General features: G+C 63.3%; 11 protein-coding genes and 1 pseudogene. 9 read left to right on the plus strand and 3 right to left on the minus strand.

Going from position 1 to position 14,622, the window contains the following annotated elements; all coding sequences use genetic code 11:
• Positions 1-72 precede the first annotated feature (72 nt).
• The 6 genes and pseudogenes from EOB49_RS17130 to EOB49_RS17155 all read left to right on the plus strand — a co-directional run bounded on the left by EOB49_RS17130 (position 73) and on the right by EOB49_RS17155 (position 6,767).
• Positions 73-450, plus strand: a complete 378-nt coding sequence (locus tag EOB49_RS17130) for a hypothetical protein (RefSeq protein WP_127259982.1) — start codon at positions 73-75, stop codon at positions 448-450.
• 187 nt (positions 451-637) lie between these two features.
• Entirely contained in the window at positions 638-2,710 is a 2,073-nt protein-coding gene (locus EOB49_RS17135) for a bifunctional metallophosphatase/5'-nucleotidase (RefSeq protein WP_127381659.1), read from the plus strand.
• 234 nt (positions 2,711-2,944) lie between these two features.
• Complete coding sequence (gene hemH / locus EOB49_RS17140; protein WP_127381660.1) at positions 2,945-4,009, plus strand: ferrochelatase; 1,065 nt, start codon at positions 2,945-2,947, stop codon at positions 4,007-4,009.
• A gap of 51 nt (positions 4,010-4,060) precedes the next feature.
• Positions 4,061-5,219 (plus strand): annotated as a pseudogene (locus EOB49_RS17145) (FAD-binding oxidoreductase).
• 121 nt (positions 5,220-5,340) lie between these two features.
• The gene (locus EOB49_RS17150) at positions 5,341-6,291 is read left to right on the plus strand and encodes an SPFH domain-containing protein (RefSeq protein WP_127269753.1); all 951 of its coding nucleotides are present in this window, start codon (positions 5,341-5,343) and stop codon (positions 6,289-6,291) included.
• An 11-nt stretch (positions 6,292-6,302) separates the two neighbouring features.
• Positions 6,303-6,767, plus strand: coding sequence for an NfeD family protein (locus tag EOB49_RS17155; protein WP_127269754.1), 465 nt, complete (start codon positions 6,303-6,305; stop codon positions 6,765-6,767).
• Between the two features lie 166 nt (positions 6,768-6,933).
• Here the strand turns inward: EOB49_RS17155 and EOB49_RS17160 are convergent, their stop codons facing one another.
• Positions 6,934-7,935 carry a KpsF/GutQ family sugar-phosphate isomerase gene (locus EOB49_RS17160; RefSeq protein WP_127381661.1) on the minus strand — a complete coding sequence of 334 codons (1,002 nt, stop codon included), beginning with the start codon at positions 7,933-7,935 and terminating at the stop codon, positions 6,934-6,936.
• Between the two features lie 249 nt (positions 7,936-8,184).
• On the opposite strand from EOB49_RS17160, the gene EOB49_RS17165 reads away from it, so the two are divergent.
• Positions 8,185-9,963, plus strand: coding sequence for an outer membrane beta-barrel protein (locus tag EOB49_RS17165; RefSeq protein WP_164781708.1), 1,779 nt, complete (start codon positions 8,185-8,187; stop codon positions 9,961-9,963).
• Positions 9,964-10,034: 71 nt separating this feature from the next.
• Here EOB49_RS17165 and galU read toward each other — a convergent pair whose 3' ends face one another.
• Positions 10,035-10,940, minus strand: coding sequence for a UTP--glucose-1-phosphate uridylyltransferase GalU (gene galU / locus EOB49_RS17170; protein ID WP_127270261.1), 906 nt, complete (start codon positions 10,938-10,940; stop codon positions 10,035-10,037).
• A gap of 209 nt (positions 10,941-11,149) precedes the next feature.
• On the opposite strand from galU, the gene EOB49_RS17175 reads away from it, so the two are divergent.
• Both EOB49_RS17175 and EOB49_RS17180 read left to right on the plus strand, forming a co-directional pair.
• On the plus strand, positions 11,150-12,370 hold the full coding sequence (locus EOB49_RS17175) for a lytic murein transglycosylase (RefSeq protein ID WP_127381663.1): 1,221 nt from the start codon (positions 11,150-11,152) through the stop codon (positions 12,368-12,370).
• Positions 12,371-12,468: 98 nt separating this feature from the next.
• Positions 12,469-13,677, plus strand: a complete 1,209-nt coding sequence (locus tag EOB49_RS17180; RefSeq protein WP_127381664.1) for a DUF459 domain-containing protein — start codon at positions 12,469-12,471, stop codon at positions 13,675-13,677.
• Between the two features lie 21 nt (positions 13,678-13,698).
• On the opposite strand, the gene EOB49_RS17185 is transcribed toward EOB49_RS17180, so the two are convergent.
• Positions 13,699-14,622: glutamate synthase subunit beta (locus EOB49_RS17185; RefSeq protein ID WP_164781709.1), on the minus strand; the 924-nt coding region annotated here is incomplete at its 5' end.

Raw genomic sequence — 14,622 nt, forward strand, 5'->3', positions numbered from 1 at the left:
TGGATGCACGCCTCGTGCTTGTCGAAAATCGATTCCGATTTTCGGGCCGATGCGAGAGGAGAGGATTTTCACATGATCATTGCGCGCAAAATTCTTTCGATGAGCGTGGCGGGTGCCATTGCGACGATGCTCGCCGCCTGTGCGACCAGCGGCCCTGATGAACCGCCGATGGCAGCGGCGCCGAAAGGTGTCGAGGGCTCATGGATCGACGCCAAGGGCACCGGCCTGTCGACCTTCGCCGGCGGTACCTTCACGACGGTCGCCACCGACACCGGCCAGAAGCTTGCCGACGGCAGCTACACGATGACCGGCGCCACATCGGTGCAGATCAACGGCACCTCGCTGATCCGCCAGACCGCGGTCAGCTTCAACTGCCTGATGGTGTCGACAAGCCAGCTCAACTGCACCAGCTCCAGCGGTCAGAATTTCGTGCTGACAAGGCGCGTCTGAACCCACGACCATTCGTTTTTCAAGGACGGCGACCGGTTGGCCGCCGTCCTTTTTTATGCCGGCAAAGGGTCCCGGATTCCGCTTGCGTCATCGGGAACGCGATGGGAACATGGCCGAAGCGCCGGCTGTTATGTTCCAGTCAAGCAAGAGCGCTAATGGCCTCTGATCAGCTTTCCGGGAGACGAAGATGAAGAAGCTTGCCGCCATTGCAGCCCTGTCAGCCTCAGCCCTCGGTCTGTCGGCCGGCACGTCCTTTGCCGACTACACGCTTAACATCCTGCATATCAACGACTGGCACAGCCGCATCGAAGGCAACAACAAATATGAATCCACCTGCTCGGCGGACGAGGAAACCAAGGGCGAGTGCATCGGTGGCGCGGGCCGGCTGATCACCGCGATCGCCCAGGAGCGGAAGAAGCTGGAAGGCCAGAACGTGCTGCTGCTCAGCGCCGGCGACAATTTCCAGGGCTCGCTGTTCTACACCACCTACAAGGGCAAGGTCGAAGGCGAATTCCTCAACGACATGAAGTTCGATGCCATGGCCCTTGGCAACCATGAATTCGACGACGGCGAGGTGGCCCTGGCGCCGTTCCTCGACATGATCAAGTTCCCGGTGCTCGGCGCCAATGTGAAGGCCAATGCGCAATCCAAGCTCGGCGACCGCGTCAAGCCATCTGTTGTCGTCGAGGTCGGCGGCCAGAAGATCGGCATCATCGGCGCGATCACCAACGACACGCCGGACCTCGCTTCCCCCGGACCCAACGTCGCAATAGAGGACGACGTCAAGTCGATCACCGCCGAGGTCGAGAAGCTCAAGGGCGAAGGCGTCAACAAGATCATCGCCGTGACCCATATCGGCTACAGGCGCGAGCGCGACGTCATTGCCAAGATCCCGGGCATCGATGTCGTCGTAGGCGGTCACAGCCATTCGCTGCTGTCGAACACCGACCCCAAGGCGGAAGGCCCCTACCCGACGATGGTCGACAATCCGGACGGCTACAAGGTGCCGGTGGTGCAGGCGGCGTCCTATTCGAAATACCTCGGCGAGTTCAAGGTGGTTTTCGACGACAATGGCGTCGTCAAATCGGCCGGCGGCGACCCGATCTATCTCGACAAGTCGATCACCCCCGACCCGGCCGTGCTCGCCCGTATCAAGGAGCTTGGCGCGCCGATCGAGGCGTTGAAGAACAAGGAAGTGGCGGAAACCACCGACGTCATCGACGGCAGTCGCGAGAGCTGCCGCACCCGCGAATGCGCGATGGGCAATCTCGTCTCCGACGCCATCCTCGACCGCGTCAAGGGACAGGGCGTCGAGATCGTCATCTCCAATGGCGGCGGCCTGCGCGCCTCGATCGACAAGGGCACCGTGACCATGGGCGAGGTGCTGACCGTGCTGCCGTTCCAGAACACGCTGGCGACCTTCCAGATTTCGGGCAAGGATCTGGTGGCCGGCCTCGAGGGCGGCCTCAGCCAGGTCGAGGACGGCGCCGGGCGCTTCCCCCAGGTCGCCGGCCTGAAATATTCCTTCGACAAATCCGTCGCGCCCAATGCCGGCCGCGTCAAGTCGGTGGAAGTCATGGAGGGCGGCGCCTGGACGCCGATCAAGCCGGACAAGGACTATCTGGTCGCAACCAACAACTATGTCCGCCAGGGCGGCGACGGCTACAAGATCTTCGCCGACAAGGCCAAGAATGCCTACGATTACGGCCCCGGCCTCGAACAGGTGGTCGCCGACTATCTCGGCGCCCATCGTCCCTACACGCCGAAGCTCGACGGCCGCATCACCGAAATAGCCGCGACCGTCGCCGCGGCGCCTGCGGCCCCGGCAACCGATCCGGCCAAGCCAGCCGAAGCAGCGCCGGCCACGCCGGCGCCCGCACCGGCTGAAGCCGCCAAGCCTGCCGATGCGGCGCCGGCAATGCCCGAATTGCCGGCCAACTCGGGCGACATCGCCAACACGCCCCCGGCCATATCGACAGAGGGAGCGCCACCCCCGCCGGCGCCACCGGCAGAGGCGGCAAAACCGGCAGAAGCAGCCCCCGCCCCGGCGGCACCGGCTCCCGCCGCCGAGCCGGCAAAGCCAGCGGAGGCCGCACCGGCCGAAGCCAGCCATGTCATCGTTGCCGGCGACACTTATTGGGATCTGGCCAAGAAGGTCTATGGCGACGGTGCCAAATGGAAGGTCATTTCGGGCGCCAACAAGGGCTATGAGCCGCGCCGGCTTCCTGTTGGCGCAACGCTGACCATCCCGCCGCAATAGCCCCGCTATATGCCTGAATGACACCGCCCGTCCGAAAACCGGACGGGCGTCCTGTTTTCGGACTAATGCATGTCGCCCAAAAGTGACCTCGGTTTTGGGAGAACGACGTGCATAAAACAAAGACTTAAAGCGGGTCGTCTGAATCCATTCAGACAATCCGCTTTAAGGTGCGGCCAGACGCTGCATTGAATGCGCGCGCAAGATGGTTAGGTTCGCGTCTTCCGGAGAACCCTTATGACGCTTCCCACCCCTGCCGAACCCAAGGCCGCAAAGGCGCCCGGCCCGTTGCCCGCTGGGCATCCGCCGGTCAAGGCGGGCAAGATCGGCGTCATGCTGGTCAATCTGGGTACGCCCGACGGCACCGATTTCAAGCCGATGTGGCGCTATCTCCGTGAATTCCTGTCCGACCCGCGCGTCATCGAGCTCAACAGGGCGATCTGGTATCCGATCCTCTATGGCCTTGTGCTCACCAGGCGGCCCAAGAAGTCGGGCGCCAACTACGCCCGTATCTGGAACCGGGAGAAGGACGAGTCGCCGCTGCGCACCTATACCCGCGCCCAGGCCGAAAAGCTGGCCGAAGCGCTGAGCGACCTGCCTGATGTCGTCGTCGACTGGGCGATGCGCTACGGCAACCCTTCAACTGCAAGCATTGCCCAGCGTCTGGTCGACCAGGGCTGCGACCGCATCCTTACCTTTCCGCTCTATCCGCAATATTCGGCGACGACCACGGCAACCGCCAACGACCAGCTGTTTCGCGCGCTGATGAAGATGCGCCGCGCACCGGCCGTCCGCAGCGTGCCGCCCTACTATGACGAGCCGGTCTATATCGAAGCGCTGGCGCGCTCGATCGAACGGCATCTGGCGACGCTGGACTTCGAGCCGGAGGTGGTCATCACCTCCTATCACGGCATTCCAAAACCCTATTTCGAGAAGGGCGACCCCTATCATTGCCATTGCCAGAAGACGACGCGGCTGTTGCGCGAACGGCTCGGCTGGGATGACAAGAAACTGATCATCACCTTCCAGTCACGCTTCGGCGCGCAGGAATGGCTGCAGCCCTACACCGAAAAGACGGTGGAAAAACTCGCGCAGGACGGCGTCAAGTCGATCGCTATCGTCAATCCCGGCTTTTCCGTCGACTGCATCGAGACGCTGGACGAGATCGGCCGCGAGGCGGCTGAAACCTTCCACCATGCCGGCGGCAAAAATTTCGCCCATATACCTTGCCTCAACGATAGCGCGGAAGGGATGGCGGTGATCGAGGCGATGGTGCGGCGCGAACTGTCCGGCTGGGTCTAACCCGGAACAACACAAGCTCCGGGGCGTTAAGGCGCGCCTCCGGAGAATGCGATGCCCCGCAAACTCGACCTCAGAACTGGCCAGCCCGTCTGGTCGGCCTATCGCGCGCCTGCGGTGCCGACGGACGGCCTGATCCGGGACGTCAACACGGATGTGCTGGTCGTCGGTATGGGCATCAGCGGCGCCATGATGGCCGAGGCGCTGACGGCCGATGGCCATCGGGTCATCTGCATCGACCGGCGCGGCCCGCTGAAGGGCTCGACGGCCGCAACCACCGCACTGGTGGCATTCGAAATAGACCAGCCTCTCTCCACGCTCTCGAAGATGGTCGGCAGAGCTTCGGCCCAGCAGGCCTGGCGACGCTCGCGGCTCGCCGTTTCCAATCTCGCCGGACGCATTGCCGAACTCGGCATCAACTGTGGCCTAAGCCGCATGCCGTCACTCTATCTGGCCGGCACGATGCTTGGTCCGCCGGAACTGCGCGACGAGGCCGAGGCACGTCGGCTGGCCGGCATCGGCGCCATCTGCTTAACCCGACAACAGCTAGCCGAGAAATTCGGCATCGACCGCGAAGGCGCCATTCTCGGCCACGGCAATATCGCCCTCGACCCACGGAAGCTGACGGCTGGGCTGCTGCTGAAATCCCTGGAGCGCAAGGCACGCTTCTATGCCCCCGTCGAAGCCACAATGATCGAGGACAGCGCCGAAGCTGTTGTCGTCGGGACCAGGGATGGCCCGACCATAACCGCACGACATGTTGTTCTGGCCACCGGCTACGAACTTGTCGACATCGTGCCGGCCACCGCCCACCGGATCATCTCGACATGGGCGATTGCGACACGCCCGCAACCGCGAAATGCGCACGACGGTCGACGGCCGGGTCATTTGCGGCGGCGAGGACGAGGATTTTATCGACGAAGCGCGGCGCGACGCGCTGATCGCCGACAAGAGCACACGCATCGCCGAGAAGCTCGGCCTGATAGTTCCGCATCTCGACACCAGGCCCGATTTTGCCTGGACCGGCTCGTTCGGCACCACGACCACCGGCCTGCCCTATATCGGCGCCATTCCCCGCCACCCGCGCATCCATGCGGTGATGGGCTACGGCGGCAACGGCATCACCTTCTCGCAGGTCGCTTCCGAGATTGTCCCGGCTTCGATCAACGGGCTGGATGACATGGATGCAAGATTGTTCGCCTTCAACCGCTGAGTGCAACCCTATAAACAATCCATCATCACCTGATTGTAACGCATCTGAAATACACTTAAGTCTTTGGTGAAGTCGGCGGCGCGAGAATGGCTTGTGCGGCCTTCGTCTGAGGGAGAGCCAAATGGATTTCAGTGGTTTCGATATTGCGATTGGTGCACTTGCACTTCTGGTATTGGTGCTGCTGATCAAAGGCATCAGGACAATCCCGCAAGGTTACAATTATACGGTGGAGCGCTTTGGCCGTTACACCAAGACACTGAGCCCAGGCCTCAATTTCATTTTCCCGTTCATCGACCGTATCGGCGCCAAGATGAACATGATGGAGCAGGTGCTTGACGTTCCGAGCCAGGAAATCATCACCCGCGACAACGCCATTGTCGGTGTCGACGGCATCGCCTTTTTCCAGATCCTCAACGCGGCGCAGGCCGCCTACCAGGTTTCCGGCCTGCAGAACGCCATCCTCAATCTGACGATGACCAACATCCGTACCGTCATGGGTTCGATGGATCTCGATGAACTCCTGTCGAACCGCGACGCCATCAACGAGCGCCTGCTGCGTGTCGTCGATGAGGCAGCCCACCCGTGGGGCATCAAGATCACCCGCGTCGAAATCAAGGACATCAACCCGCCGGCCAACCTTATCGAATCGATGGGCCGGCAGATGACCGCGGAACGCAACAAGCGTGCCCAGATCCTTGCCGCCGAAGGCCTCAAGCAGTCGCAGATCCTCGAGGCCGAGGGCCGCAAGGAAGCCGCCTTCCGCGATGCCGAGGCGCGCGAACGTTCGGCCGAGGCGGAAGCCCGCGCCACCCAGGTGGTGTCGGAAGCGATCTCCAAAGGCGATGTGCAGGCGCTGAACTACTTCGTAGCGCTGAAATACACTGAAGCGCTTGGCAGGATCGGCACGGCCACCAACAGCAAGATCGTGCTGATGCCCTTCGAGGCATCGTCGCTGATCGGGTCGCTCGGCGGCATTGGCGAAATCGCCAAGGAAGTCTTCCGCAGCGAAGGCACGACCGGCTCGCAGAGGCAGGCCGCGCGCCCGCCGGTCGTTCGCCCAACCGACAACTGAGGTCGAAACCAATGATCGACCGCATCGTTTCCGAACTCGGCCCGTGGAACTGGATGGTACTCGGTTTCATCCTGCTGGTGATGGAAGTCATCGCGCCGGGTATCTTCATGCTGTGGATCGGCATCGCCGCGCTGATCATCGGCGCCGTGTCGCTGCTGGTCTGGGACGCCGGCTTCTGGACCTGGCAGGTCCAGGTCCTCGCCTTCCTGGCGCTGTCGCTGGTCTCGGCCTATGTCGGCAAGAAGCTGGTCGGCAGCCGCAACGACCCGACCGACCAGCCGCTGCTCAACCGGCGCGGCGCGCAAATGGTCGGCAGGATGGCGACACTTGCCGAGCCGATCCGGGACGGACGCGGGCGCATCAAGCTGGGCGATACGCTGTGGCGTGTCTCCGGCCCGGATTTGCCGGCCGGCACGCAAGTGCGCGTGACGGGCGCGGCCGATACGGATCTGGAATTGACCGTCGAGGCTGTCTGAATTCTTGAAACCCACCGCTTGGACAAGGTGTGTTGAGATTCAGGTCAGGCCGAGTCGAAAACGGTGGGTTCCGAGAACCGGAGCGGAGCGTACTTTGGGTACGTGAGCACCGGAAGCGCAGGAAACCGTCGTTTGCAGGCCGGCATCACCTTAAGATCAGCACACCTTAGGCGGCGCCGATACGCAGCAGGTCGTGCAGGTGGATGAGGCCGACTGGTTTCCGGCCCTCCACCACCATCAGGCTGGTGATGGCTGAATTGTTGATGGTCTGCAGCGCCGTTGCCACCAGCGTCTCCGGCGTCGCGGTCTTCGGGCCTTTTGTCATCACCTGATCCACCGTCATCGCCAGCAGGTTGCTGCCGATGTGACGGCGGATGTCGCCATCGGTGATGATGCCGACCAGCGCACCCTCGACGTCGGTGATCGCGACGCAGCCAAATCCCTTGCGCGACAGTTCCAGGATCGCGTCCTGCATGCCGGTGCCCGCAACCACCAGCGGCAGCCTGTCGCCGACATGCATGATCTCGCGGATCTGCGTCAGGTTGGCGCCGAGCTGGCCGCCCGGGTGAAAGGTGCGGAAATGATCCGGCGTGAAGCCGCGTGCTTCGAGCAGCGCGATCGCCAGCGCGTCGCCCATCACCAGTTGCAGCAGCGTCGATGTCGTTGGCGCCAGGCCATGCGGGCAGGCCTCGGGCGTGCGCGGCAGCAGCAGCACGACGTCGGCGGCCCGCGCCAGCGCCGATGTCTCTCCGGCGGTGATGGCGATCAGCGGAATGGAGAAGCGCCTGGAATAGGCGACGATGCCCATCAGTTCCTTGCTTTCTCCCGACCACGACATAGCGATGATGGCGTCGTCCCTGGCGATCATGCCGAGATCGCCGTGGTTGGCTTCGGCGGGATGGACAAAGAAAGCCGGCGTGCCGGTCGAGGCCAGCGTCGCGGCGATCTTCGAACCGATATGGCCGCTTTTGCCGACACCGGTGACGATGAGCCGGCCTTCAATCCCGGAGATCATCTCGACCGCCTGCGCGAAAGGCGCGGCCAATCCGTTCTCCAAGGCCTCGGCAAGGGCTGCAACCCCAGCCTGTTCGGTTGCCACCGTCCTCAGCGCCGAAGCGATCGAGGCTTGCCTGTCCGAAGGCTTCTTATCCAGGGATCCCGCATGCATGGCTGATGCGATTAGCGCTTTGCCGGCGCGCTGTCCAACAGAAATGGCCCAAGGCATGTTGCCCGAACGTGCGCGGTGGTTTTGACGACGGCAGGCGCCAAAACCAAAAGCTTGACGCAGGCGATATGAATCCCTTCGGAAATCAGCGCTTCAGCTGGTTGACGGGCCGCCGCCTCAACCCTCCGTTAACCATCCCCATTTACGGTTCGGTAAGTATGGCGCGCGTGCGCCGCGCAAGCAGTGGTGGCGATGTCCGGGGCCCAGCCAGAAAATTCGACAGGAAGAAAGGGCAAGGCGGTCTGCGCCTTGCTGCTGGCAACCAGCATGTTTGCCTTGCTGCGCCCGACTGCGCTCCATGCCCAGGAAACCGAACTGCGCGGCGAGGTTTCGGAATCGGCGATCCTGTCCGACCAGCAGCGCAAGGCGAGACAGCTGGCCCTGGCAGCGCAGGGTCAACAGCCGGCCAATGCCGCGCAGGACAATGCGCCGGCCCGCACCTATCTGCCGGCCAGCGCCGGTGCTGTGCCTGACGATACGGATACCGGCGATGCCATCGCGACCGGCAGCCTCTTCGACCAGCCGGCAGCCACTGACGACACGTCCGCCGACATCGCGGCGCCGCCCAAGCCTCGCCGCCGCTCATCAACTGCCGGGCAGAATGCTGCTGGCCAGGCCAAGGACAAGGCTGCCGACAAGTCGAAAAAGAAGAAGAAATCGACGGCCGACACCTCCGACATCACCGCCTCCACGACGGACGCCACCGATGGTGAAGACACCGATGCGGACACGGCCAACCGCCGCGCCCTCACCATCGACAGTGCCGACAGGCAGAAGCTCGACCCAGGCGCGGAGCGCACGGACGCCATCGAAGGCCAGAAGAAGAAACCGGAGGATGATCCGTTTGCCGCCACCGGCGTGAAATGGGGCTCCTTCGTCATCCGGCCGACGATCGAACAGGGCCTGACCGCCACCTCGAATGGCGATTCGAGCAGTGCCGGCACGTCGGCGCTGCTGTCCGAGACAGCGCTGCGCTTTTCCGCCGCCTCCGACTGGCGCGAGAACTCAGCCACGATCGACGGCTATGGCCTTTTTCGCGAGACCGTCTCCGGTTACCCGGTTCACGACGCGCAAGGGCGCATCGAAGGCCAGCTCAATGTCGACCTCGACAATGAGTTGCGCGCCATCGCCAAGCTCGGCTACGAGGCCGTGCCGGAATCGGCATCATCACCGGACGCCATTGCCGGCGTCAGCAAGCAACCGCTGCGGCAGACCATCGATGGCAGCCTCGCCGTCGAAAAGCATCTCGGCAAGATGCAGTACACGCTAACCGGCGCGGTCTCGCACGATTTTTACGGCGACGCCAAGCTCTCGGACGGCACCTCGCTGTCGCAGAAGGATCAGGACTCCACACTCTACACAGCGACGTTGCGCACCGGCTACGAGATCTCCCCTGCCCTGACCCCGTTCACTGAAATCGAGGTCGGCCGCCGGACCTATGATCAACGCATCGACAATGAAGGCTTCGAGCGCTCGTCGACGCGGCTCGGCGCCCGCGCTGGCCTTGCACTCGACATGGGCGAGAAGCTGTCGGGCGAATTCTCGGCCGGCTGGCTCAGGGAAGCGATCGACGACAAAAACCTTGATGCGATCTCGGGCGCCACCGTCAACGCCGACCTCAAATGGTCACCGGAGCGCGGCACCACGATCGGCCTGACCGGGCGGACCACCGTCGAGCCCACGACCACATCGGGCGAAAGCGGCGACATCCTCTATTCCGGTCGCCTGACCGGCGAACGCCAGATTCGCGCCAACCTCACCGCCAATGCGGCTCTGGGCCTCGACTGGCGTGACTACATCGGCATCGATGGCCATGACAGGGTGTTGAGCGCCGAGGCCGGACTGACCTGGTGGCTGAACCGCTACGCCGGCCTCACCACAAGGGTGAGGACCGAGAAGCTGACCAGCAATCTGCCGGGCCGGGACTACACCGCCAACAGCATCTTCCTCGGCGTGAAAGTCCAGCGCTGAGGACTTGCGTGCCAAACGTGCGTTGAGATCAGACCGGCCCTTCCGCAGACCGGCTGAACATCGACATCGACTTAAGATGCGGCGCCGCGGCGCTCGGATGGCTTCATCTCATCGAGAAGCGTGCGGATCACACCGGCCATGTTCTCGTTCATGTCGCTGCGCCACAGCGCGAAGGCGACGTTGGCCTCGACGAAGCCTTCCGGCGATCCGCAGTCGAACGTGCGGCCTCGATAGTGGTAGCCGTAGAAAGGCTGCTGCTTTTCCAGCTTCAGCATGGCGTCGGTGAGCTGGATCTCGTTGCCGGCGCCTTTTTCCTGGCCTTCAAGGATCTTGAAGATCTCCGGCTGCAGGATGTAGCGGCCGTTGATGTAAAGATTGGACGGCGCGGTGCCGGCCTTCGGCTTTTCCACCATCTCGGTGATGCGGAAACCGTGATGCGTGTCCTCGCCGCGGCCGACGATGCCGTATTTGTGGGTTTCGGCGGGAGCGCATTCCTGCACCGCGATGATGTTGTTGCCGGTCTCCTCGTAGAGTTCGACCATTGCCTTCGTGCAGCTCTTCTCCGACTGCATGATCATGTCGGGCAGCAACAGCGCGAAGGGCTCGTCGCCGACGAGCTCGCGGGCGCACCAGACGGCATGGCCAAGTCCCATCGGCACCTGCTGGCGTGTGAAACTGGTCTGCCCCGGCGCCGGCTGCAGCCGTTGCAGGCGGGCGAGCTGGTCGTCCTTGCCGCGCTGGGCCAGCGTGTCATAGAGTTCGAACTGGATGTCGAAATGGTCCTCGATGACGGCCTTGTTGCGGCCGGTGACGAAGATGAAATGCTCGATGCCGGCCTCGCGTGCCTCATCCACCACATACTGGATCACCGGCCGGTCGACGACGGTCAGCATTTCCTTGGGGACAGCCTTGGTGGCCGGGAGAAACCGTGTGCCGAGACCGGCGACCGGGAAGACTGCCTTGCGAACTCTCTTCATGCTTTCAATTATCCGTTTGAGGGCCAGCTCCGCAATCCCCGTTCCAAGACATTTTCACGCCGGAATTCGGGACTACTGGGCAACTGAGAGGAATGTCCACCGGTAAAGCTTCGAAGCGTCTTTTCGTTCCCGGTGGCGCCTATGGTAAACTAATTCCTAACCTGGTTCGGCGATGAATGGTCTTTCCTGAGACAGAGAAGGAGGAAAAGATGTCCGTTCGCAATGCCGCAAAAATTTTTACCAGCGTCATGGCGGCAGCCAGCCTATCGCTCGCTCTGCTGATGCCTGGCCCCGCTTTCGCCGATGCCGGTTTCCGGCAGTGGGTCGCCGGCTTCCGCGCCACCGCCGTGCAGAGCGGCGTTTCCGGCGCCCTCTACGACCAGGCCTTCAGGAACATCAGGGATATCGATCCGGTGGTGCTGGAGAAGGCGCGTACGCAGCCTGAATTCACGGCCCCTGCCTGGGACTATTTCGACAACCGCGTCCATGACCAGTCGGTCGCCGTCGGCCAGCAGATGGCCAGGAAATGGAAGCCGTGGCTGGACCGGATCGAGGCCAGGTTCGGTGTCAACCGCTACATCCTGCTGGCCATCTGGTCGATGGAATCGAACTATGGCGAGATCCTCAAGCGCGACGACGTCATGCGCAATGTCGTGCGCTCGCTGGCGACCTTGGCCTATGCCGATCCGAAGCGGGCGAAATTCGCCCGCACCCAGCTGGTCGCCGCGCTGAAGATCCTGCAGACCGGCGACATCGACGAAAGCCATCTGAGCGGATCCTGGGCCGGCGCCATGGGCCATACCCAGTTCATCCCGACCAGCTATCTGCACTATGCCGTCGACATGGACGGCAATGGCAAACGCGACATCTGGAATTCGATCCCCGATGCGCTGGCGACATCAGCCAATTTGTTGAAGAAGAATGGCTGGCAGGCCGGCAAGACCTGGGGCTATGAGGTTGCTTTGCCCGCTGGAAAGCTTCCCGGCGGCTCGAAAACACTGTCGCAATGGCAGGCGCTCGGCGTGGTCAGGGCCAACGGCAAGCCGTTCAAGAACGGCTCCGACAAGGCGACGCTGAAGGTGCCGGACGGCCGCAACGGGCCGGCCTTCCTGATGATCAAGAATTTCACGGTCATCAAAGCCTACAATAACGCCGACAAATATGCGCTGGCCGTCGGCCTTCTTGCCGACGAAATCGCCGGCTCCAGCGGTCTCGTGCAGGACTGGAAGCGGCCTTTCACCAAGCTCACTTTCGAGGAAAGGCAGGAGCTGCAGCAGCGGCTTTCCCAACATGGCCTTTATGACGGCAAGTTCGACGGCAAGATCGGCGACGGCTCGAAATCAGCCATCTTGGCCTTCCAGGCCAAGGCCGGCTTGACCCAGGACGGTTACCCGAGCATGGAAGTGTTGAAGTGGCTCCGGCAGAAATAGAGCCGCCTGCGGTGCCGCGCGGCCTTTCGGGCGCGCAAAGGACACTGTAGCAATCTGGTTGGCGCGGCATTTGCTGCGCCAAGGGATGGAGGAAACGATTGGCTTCGGCTGCGCGCATCGCAGGGCTTGTTCGTCGCATGCCGGTGCTCATCCTGGCCGTGATCGTGCTCGCCGTCGGTGTGGCTGGCGCCTTCCATGCGCCGGCCATGGCGCAGGAGCAGCAAAACCGCGGCTGGTCGCTGCGAGACCTTCTGTTCCCGCGCCGCAGCGAGCGCATCGAGCCGCCGCAGGACATCCAGAAGCCGAGGCCCAGGCCCAAGGCGAAAAAACCCCGCGCCCCGCGCCCGCCCGCGGAACCGGAAATCCCGGTGGTCGACAAGGCACCGGACGCTCGCACCGTGCTGGTGGTCGGAGACTTCATGGCGGCCGGCCTCGCCGAAGGCCTCGACACCGCCTTTGCCGAGAATGCCGGCGTCAGGATCGTCGTTCGCAGCAATGGCTCGTCCGGCTTCGTACGCGACGACTTCTACAACTGGCCCGAACAGATCAAATTGCTGATCGAGACCGAAAAACCTGCCGCCGTGATCGTCATGCTGGGTTCCAACGACCGCCAGCAGATGAAGGTGGGTGACGTGCGCGAGCAGCCCCGCTCTGAAACCTGGACCAAGGAATATGAGCGCCGGACCGAGGCGTTCGGCAAAGCTGTCGCGGAGGCAAAGGTACCCTTCCTCTGGGTCGGCATGCCGGCGTTCCGGGTGTCGAAGATGACCTCCGATATGCTGGCCTTCAACGACATCTATCATCAGGCCGCTGAAAGCCATGGCGGTGAATTCGTCGACGTCTGGGACGGCTTCGTCGATGAGAACGGTGCTTTCGTCACCAGCGGCCCCGACATCAACGGCCAGCCGGTTCGGCTGCGCGCCGATGACGGCATCAACGTCTCGAGGGCGGGCAAGCGCAAACTCGCCTTCTACACCGAAAAACCGCTGCTGAAGATCCTCGGCCTGACCGCGCCTGGAAGCGTGATTACACCGTCCGCTCCGGCGGGCGCACCTGTCGAGGCGCCGGCGCCGGCCGCGGCCCCCATCGTTATCGACCGCACCGCGCCGATGCTGCTCAGCGATCCGGCACTCGACGGTGGCTCCGAATTGCTGGGCGCGGCACCGCCGGCGAAGGCCAATCCGGACTTGCCCGGTGAAAAGCTTGTGGTCGAGGGCAAGGCACCGATTGCATCGCCCGGCCGCGCCGACGATTTCTCATGGCCGCCAAAGGCCGCGACCGATACCACGACCGCGATCAATCGTTAGTATCGCCGCACGCTCCTGGGCTCAGCGCGGGAGAACGCTTGACCCCATCAGTGCCTCGTCGATCGAGCGTGCCGCCTGGCGGCCCTCGCGGATCGCCCAGACGACCAGCGACTGGCCACGACGCACGTCGCCGGCCGCATAGAGCCTGTCCACGCTGGTCTTGTAGTCGCGGTCATTGGCCTCGACATTCCTGGAGCGGCGGCTGTCGGTGGCGATCTTCATCTGCCCGTCCAATTCTCTCGCCACACCGGCCGCGGCCGGCCCGGCAAAGCCGATGGCGATGAAGGCGAGATCGGCACGAATGACGAATTCGGTGCCGGCGATCGGCTTGCGCTTGTCGTCGACCTCGCAGCACCTGACGCCGGTCAGCTGGCCTTCCTCGCCGATGAATTCGAGTGTCGCCACCTGGAATTCGCGCTCCGCGCCTTCGGCCTGCGAGGACGAGGTGCGCATCTTGGTCGCCCAATAGGGCCAGACCGAAAGCTTGTCTTCCTTCTCCGGCGGCTGCGGACGGATGTCGAGCTGGGTGACGCGCACCGCACCCTGGCGAAAAGCAGTGCCGACACAGTCGGAGGCGGTATCGCCGCCGCCGACGACGACGACATGCTGGCCGCCGGCGATGATCGGATGCGACGGCCATGCCACCGACTGAATCGGTTCGCCGCCGACACGCCGGTTCTGCTGCACCAGATAGGGCATCGCGTCATGCACGCCGCCGAGATCGTCGCCGGGAATGCCGGCCGCGCGCGGCGTTTCCGAGCCGCCGCAATAGAGCACGGCATCATGTTCGGCGAGCAGCTCGGCAACCGGCTTGTCGACGCCGACATTGACGCCGCAATGGAAGGTCACGCCCTCACCCTGCATCTGCTCGATGCGCCGGTCGATATAGTGCTTCTCGATCTTGAAGTCGGGAATGCCGTAGCGCATCAGCCCGCCGGGCCGGCT

The organism is Mesorhizobium sp. M7A.F.Ca.MR.148.00.0.0, assembly GCF_003997735.1.
In the GTDB taxonomy this organism is placed as follows: Bacteria; Pseudomonadota; Alphaproteobacteria; order Rhizobiales; family Rhizobiaceae; genus Mesorhizobium.